The organism is Peribacillus sp. SRI_006, from assembly GCF_057586375.1.
In genome coordinates this window covers 50,876-56,875 of the sequence record NZ_JBYCZT010000025.1, presented here as the reverse complement: position 1 = coordinate 56,875, position 6,000 = coordinate 50,876, and the positions used below count along the sequence as shown (strand labels likewise).

At 41.6% G+C, this 6,000-nt stretch carries 8 protein-coding genes; all 8 read left to right on the top strand.

Going from position 1 to position 6,000, the window contains the following annotated elements; translation table 11 throughout:
- Positions 1-206 precede the first annotated feature (206 nt).
- The 8 genes from AC2YHV_RS26085 to yabA all read left to right on the top strand — a co-directional run bounded on the left by AC2YHV_RS26085 (position 207) and on the right by yabA (position 5,914).
- Positions 207-425 carry a sigma factor G inhibitor Gin gene (locus tag AC2YHV_RS26085; RefSeq protein WP_082609258.1) on the top strand — a complete coding sequence of 73 codons (219 nt, stop codon included), beginning with the start codon at positions 207-209 and terminating at the stop codon, positions 423-425.
- 239 nt (positions 426-664) lie between these two features.
- Positions 665-2,119 carry an aminotransferase class I/II-fold pyridoxal phosphate-dependent enzyme gene (locus AC2YHV_RS26080; RefSeq protein WP_487374451.1) on the top strand — a complete coding sequence of 485 codons (1,455 nt, stop codon included), beginning with the start codon at positions 665-667 and terminating at the stop codon, positions 2,117-2,119.
- A gap of 39 nt (positions 2,120-2,158) precedes the next feature.
- A complete protein-coding gene (tmk, locus tag AC2YHV_RS26075) occupies positions 2,159-2,800 on the top strand; it encodes a dTMP kinase (RefSeq protein WP_487374450.1) in 642 nt (213 codons plus the stop codon).
- Between the two features lie 85 nt (positions 2,801-2,885).
- Positions 2,886-3,215 carry a cyclic-di-AMP receptor gene (locus AC2YHV_RS26070; RefSeq protein ID WP_034316369.1) on the top strand — a complete coding sequence of 110 codons (330 nt, stop codon included), beginning with the start codon at positions 2,886-2,888 and terminating at the stop codon, positions 3,213-3,215.
- A 24-nt stretch (positions 3,216-3,239) separates the two neighbouring features.
- A complete protein-coding gene (locus tag AC2YHV_RS26065; protein WP_487374449.1) occupies positions 3,240-3,680 on the top strand; it encodes a YaaR family protein in 441 nt (146 codons plus the stop codon).
- An 8-nt stretch (positions 3,681-3,688) separates the two neighbouring features.
- Complete coding sequence (holB, locus tag AC2YHV_RS26060; protein ID WP_141236117.1) at positions 3,689-4,693, top strand: DNA polymerase III subunit delta'; 1,005 nt, start codon at positions 3,689-3,691, stop codon at positions 4,691-4,693.
- A gap of 1 nt (position 4,694) precedes the next feature.
- Positions 4,695-5,525: a PSP1 domain-containing protein gene (locus AC2YHV_RS26055; RefSeq protein WP_048689969.1), complete on the top strand. Its 831-nt coding sequence runs from the start codon at positions 4,695-4,697 to the stop codon at positions 5,523-5,525.
- Positions 5,526-5,539: 14 nt separating this feature from the next.
- A complete protein-coding gene (gene yabA / locus AC2YHV_RS26050) occupies positions 5,540-5,914 on the top strand; it encodes a DNA replication initiation control protein YabA (RefSeq protein WP_034316364.1) in 375 nt (124 codons plus the stop codon).
- Positions 5,915-6,000: the final 86 nt, after the last annotated feature.

Here is a 6,000-nt window from a genome sequence, read left to right as displayed (position 1 = left end):
AAAAAGATCAGCCATCCGGCTGGTCTTTTTTTTGCTTAATGCAAAGAAAAATCATTGGATATAAAGGGATTATCAATTATGGAAACTTTTATGAAGACATACACGTATTGAAATTCTTCATCATACATTGTTAAAAGCATCCCCGGGTTCTCTTAAACTATTTAAATCAATGTATGCGAACAATGGTTTTTGGGGAGAATGCAGGTATGGAGGTGGAGATGTTGGGGACAACAACAACCAAAACAACGGCAGGGGAAACGTGCGCGGTTTGTGAACAAGTAAAAGGGATGGGTATACATCTATATACGACTTTTATTTGTGAGGAATGCGAAAGGGATATGATCGGGACGGATACGAACGATCCCAAGTACCAATATTACTTAAAGAAATTAAGAAAAGTCACTAATCCTGAAATATTATCATGAAAAAATAGTTTGTGGAAAGTTAAAGAATCAGAGATAAAAGAAATGTGTGTTTCTTTAGTCTCTGATTCTTTTTTTGGTACTTTAGAAGAATGCTTGGCAACATGCTCCCATGTTTCTGTAAGTTCCCTCCAAACAGACTGTTCAGAGATGCATAATTGCCTTTCTGTCGACGCAATATGAGATAAAATTATACTTATTTGATAAAATGAAAAAATACTATGATATGAGGGAAGAGAAAAATGAATCAATCACAGACACCATTGTTCGATGCAATGAGTGCTTTTCATAAAAAAAGCTCCATATCCCTGCATGTCCCAGGGCATAAAAATGGACGGGTGTTTAATAAAAAGGGCCAAGCCTTATACAACCCCCTGCTTGGTATTGATGCCACGGAAATAAGCGGCTTAGATGACCTGCATGCTCCAGAGGGGGCCATTCTAAAGTCCGAGCAACTACTCGCTGATCTATATGGGGTAAAGCGGAGTTATTTTCTCGTTAATGGGTCCACAGTAGGCAACATTGCCATGATTCTTGCTGCTTGCCGGGAAGGTGATAAAGTCCTTGTCCAAAGAAACTGCCATAAATCAATTTTACATGGATTGATGTTAGCGAATGTACAACCCATTTTTTTGCAACCGGATTATTATGGGAAATGGGGCATTGCCGGCGGTGTGGGATCAAATTTAATTGAAGAAGCCTTGAGTGTACATCCAGATGCAAAAGCCATCATTATTACCTATCCTAATTATTATGGAATTGGTGAAGACTTGACGGAAATGATAAGACTCGCACATCAAAGGGGGATCCCAGTGCTGGTGGACGAGGCACATGGCGCTCATTTTCAGTTAGGAAGTCCGTTTCCCAAGTCGGCCATTTTGGCAGGGGCAGACGCCGTTGTCCATTCAGCGCATAAAACACTGCCGGCCATGACGATGGGGTCATTTCTTCATGTGAATTCATCCTTAATTGATGTTGACCAAGCATCATTCTATTTACAAATGCTTCAGTCCAGCAGTCCATCTTACCCAATTATGGGTTCGCTCGACTTGGCCAGGGCCTATTTAGCCGCTTATACATCAGAAGATAAAAAATTCCTTATTGAAAAGATATCGGACTTCAGAGGAAAACTGGGTGCCCTGCAGACAGTAAGGGTGTTGGAGGCGCCGCCAGGCACCTTGGCAGACCCGCTAAAAGTAGTCATTCAATCAACAAATGGTTTAAGTGGATTTGAGTTACAGCAACTATGTGAAGCCAAAGGCATTTTTACGGAGTTGGCTGATCCTGATAATTTATTAATGATTTTACCCTTGTTAAAAAGGGGTACCGATTTTCCTTTTCATGAAATCATACAAACTATAAAAAGTGCCACTCAAGACAGAACTGGAAACAAGGAAGCAGATCTTCGGGTCCTCTGGCCTGATGGAAGGTCAATGGCAGGGCTTGAAATGCCCTACTCCGTCATGAAGCATAGCAAAGCAAGACCTGTCCCATTACGGAAAGCAGTCGGAGAGGTATCCGCCGAGATGGTCATTCCTTATCCGCCGGGCATCCCTTTAATTATGTCCGGGGAAATGATTACTCCTGAACATATATCCAATTTGCGGAGACTGCTGGAAATGGGATCAAGGTTTCATGGTGGTTCCTCCCTTTCAAATGGAGAATTAATCGTTTATGAAAGCGGGCAGACAGGTTAAAATGATATACTACATACAAAGAACCTTGGAGGTACATCGATGAAACGTGGTATTTTTATAACAATGGAAGGGCCAGAGGGTGCCGGGAAAACAACCATTACCCAAATGCTTGGCAAGGCTCTGCAACAAGAAGGCTATCAAGTTCTATTAACCCGTGAGCCGGGGGGAGTTCCCATTTCGGAGCAAATTAGGGAAGTGATCCTTAATAAAGATAATACAGCCATGGACTCGAGGACAGAGGCTTTATTATACGCAGCAGCAAGGCGTCAGCATTTAGTGGAAGTGGTCATGCCTGAGCTGGAACGAGGGGGAATTGTCCTCTGTGACCGGTTTATAGATAGCTCGTTAGCCTATCAGGGTCATGCAAGAGGTTTGGATATAGAAGAAGTTTACAATATCAATAAATTTGCAATTGGAGATATGATGCCAGATGCCACGCTCTTTTTTGATATCGACCCGGAAGAGGGATTGAGACGCATCCAGTCCAATGGGGAACGGGAAGTGAACCGGCTGGATCTTGAAGCCCTCGACTTTCATAAAAAAGTTTGTGAAGGGTATCAGTTCATTATAAATAGATGGAAAGAACGTTTCATTATCGTGGATGCTGGCCGGTCAATAGATGAAGTCTTTGAGGAAACGAAAGCCGGCCTATTGGATTTTTTAGCGAGGGCGGGAAACTGATTATATAGGTTTCCATATTATTCAACCAATACTATTTGATATAATGTAGTTAGTAAAAATTCAGAGTAACCGGAGGATGATGAGAATGAAAATGATCATTGCTGTCGTTCAAGACAAGGATAGTCATCGCCTGCTGAATCAATTAGTGGAAAATAATTTCGGAACGACCAAGCTAGCCAGCACTGGCGGGTTTTTAAAATCAGGTAATACGACTTTTATGATTGGAACAGAGGATGAACGTGTTGACCAAGCCATCCAGATCATCAAACAGAATTGTCAGTCACGATCCCAATTAGTTTCACCGGTTTCACCGATGGGCGGGAATGCCGAGTCATATGTACCTTACCCAGTGGAGATTCAAGTGGGCGGTGCGACCATTTTTGTTCTGCCGGTTGAAAACTTTTTACAATTTTAACGGTTAGTTTCAGGGAGGTTCATTATGAAAATCAACCATGATATCCCTATTAAGCCGGATAAATCGCGTCAGGATGCCAAACAATTTCAAACCGGAAATGGAAGGTTTCAACAAATGGTCCAGACACAGGATCAAAAGATGCAAATCCAAACATTAAACCGTTTGATAGGCGATATTGAAGGGGCGGGTCAGCGTTTAGTAAGGGCACGTACTTTTAGGGAATTGGCAAAATATAAAGCATTGGTGAAACGATTTGTTAAAGAAGCGGTTGAATATGGACTGGAACTGAAGCAATCAACGAGCTGGAATGAATATGGACAGAGCCGGCCATTGAAAACCGTGGAAACGATAGATGCAAAATTAGTTGAGTTAAGCGAGGAAATTCTTAATAAAGAGAAAAGTTCGCTTGAAATATTGGAAATGATTGGCGAGATTAAAGGTCTTCTGATTAATTTATATACCTAAGTGAGTTGATGGTTTTGGATAAAACATGGCAGGACATGAGTGAAATTCAGCCGCAGGTAATGACGATGCTGCAAAATAGCATAACGAAGAACAGGGTGGCTCATGCGTATTTATTTGAAGGAGAAAAAGGGACAGGCAAGCAAGAGATAAGCTATGCCTTTGCCAAAAGCTTACTATGTGAAGCCCCGACAGCAGGTTATGAGCCATGCGAACTTTGTCGGAATTGCAAACGGATTTCAAGTGGGAATCATCCAGATGTCCATTTGATAGAAAAAGACGGTCTCTCAATAAAGAAAGAGCAAATCAAGGGGCTTCAGGAAGAATTTTCGAAAAAGAGCGTAGAGGCAGATCGGAAGGTTTATATGATTGCCGATGCTGACAAAATGTCGGTGGGGGCAGCCAACAGTCTATTGAAATTTTTAGAAGAACCTTCGGCTGATACTGTAGCAATATTGATGACCGAACAGCTTCAGAGGATTCTGCCGACTATATTATCAAGGTGCCAAGTGATTTCGTTCAAGCCATTATCTCCGGAGAATGTGAAACGGAAGTTGATAGAACAGGAGTTAGAACCACAGCTGGCCTCAGTTATTGCCCACATCACACAGAATGTGGAAGCTGGAATCGAGCTTAGCCATGATGAATGGTTTGTACAAGCTCAAAAAATAGTGGTAAAATTATATGAAGTGTTAAAACTTAATTCCTTGAAGGCAATGCTGTACCTTCAGACGGATTGGTTCACACACTTTAAAGAAAGAGAACAGGTTGACAGAGGTCTTGATTTGTTACTTCTTATATATAAGGATTTATTATACATTCAGTTGGACAAAAAGGACTTCGTTGTGTTCCAAAATAAACTGAAGGAATTTGAAACTCACGCTCTTCATCTTTCCCCAAGACGCCTTGCTGAACATATGGGTTGCATTTTGGAAGCAAAAAGGAAGCTGATGTCCAACACGAATCCACAGCTGTTGATGGAACAGCTTGTGCTGAATTTGCAGGAGGGATCATGATTTGTATGATGTTGTAGGTGTCCGTTTTAAAAAGGCGGGCAAAATATACTACTTCGATCCGGGTGAATTCGCAATTCCTAAGGACGATTTTGTAATAGTGGAGACTGTCCGCGGTGTTGAATTCGGTAAAGTCGTTACAGCCCGTAAACAAGTAGATGAAAACGATGTTGTCCTGCCATTGAAAAAAGTACTTCGGGTCGCTGATGCAAAAGATAAGCTGATTGTAGACGAGAATAAGGCGGCTGCAGAAGAGGCTTACACTATATGTTGTCAAAAGGTTGTGGAACATAAGCTGGATATGAAGCTGGTTGATGTGTCATATACTTTCGACAGAAATAAAGTCGTGTTTTATTTTACAGCGGATGGTCGCGTGGATTTCCGTGATTTAGTCAAAGATTTAGCTGCCATATTCAGAACTCGCATAGAACTGCGCCAAATCGGGGTAAGGGATGAGGCAAAGATGCTTGGTGGCATCGGACCTTGTGGCAGAATGCTTTGTTGCTCCACATTTCTTGGAGATTTTGAACCGGTTTCCATCAAAATGGCGAAGGATCAGAATTTATCATTAAACCCTACAAAAATCTCAGGTTTATGCGGACGATTGATGTGCTGTCTGAAATATGAAAATGATGAGTATGAAAGTGCGAAGGAAATGCTTCCTGATTTAGGTGAAATGATTAATACGCCTGGTGGCAAAGGCAAGGTAGTGGGGCTTAATATTCTAGAACGCGTACTTCAGATTGAACTAATCGGGCAAGAAAGAGTATTAGAGTATACTCTAGATGAGATTCTAAAAGAGGGAGCCGTTTCTATTCAAGCCACAGATTATTAAGGTGGTGGGAGAGCGTGGATAAGAAAAATATTTTTGATTCGGTGACCAATATGGAAACCCAGATAGGCCAATTATATAAGCAGCTTGGAGAATTGAAGCAGAACTTAGCTGAAATCCTTGAGGAAAATCAGTCGGTCAAGCTGGAAAACGAGCATTTGCGCCATCGGTTGGGCCTTGTGGAAGTCGAAAGTGCGCCTGCTGCAGTTAAGGTCAAACAAAAAGTGAAAAACCGTACTCCAAGTGCGGAAAAGGTTATGGATATCGGGGAAGGCTATGATAACTTAGCCCGTATCTATCAAGAAGGCTTTCATATTTGCAATCTGCATTTTGGCAGTTTACGAAAAGAAGGGGATTGCCTGTTCTGTTTATCTTTTTTAAACAAGAAGTGATAATGGATAATATAAAAGATGTTCCATCTCTTTTACGTGATAGATAGACCGTTTACAATATATAGTGATTCGGGGTCTGACGCATA

Bases quoted from the DNA above. Each gene is read 5' to 3' on its own strand.
- AC2YHV_RS26085 (WP_082609258.1), top strand. From the start codon at position 207: ATGGAGGTGGAGATGTTGGGGACAACAACAACCAAAACAACGGCAGGG.
- AC2YHV_RS26080 (WP_487374451.1), top strand. From the start codon at position 665: ATGAATCAATCACAGACACCATTGTTCGATGCAATGAGTGCTTTTCAT.
- AC2YHV_RS26065 (WP_487374449.1), top strand. From the start codon at position 3,240: ATGAAAATCAACCATGATATCCCTATTAAGCCGGATAAATCGCGTCAG.
- tmk (WP_487374450.1), top strand. From the start codon at position 2,159: ATGAAACGTGGTATTTTTATAACAATGGAAGGGCCAGAGGGTGCCGGG.
- AC2YHV_RS26070 (WP_034316369.1), top strand. From the start codon at position 2,886: ATGAAAATGATCATTGCTGTCGTTCAAGACAAGGATAGTCATCGCCTG.
- holB (WP_141236117.1), top strand. From the start codon at position 3,689: ATGGTTTTGGATAAAACATGGCAGGACATGAGTGAAATTCAGCCGCAG.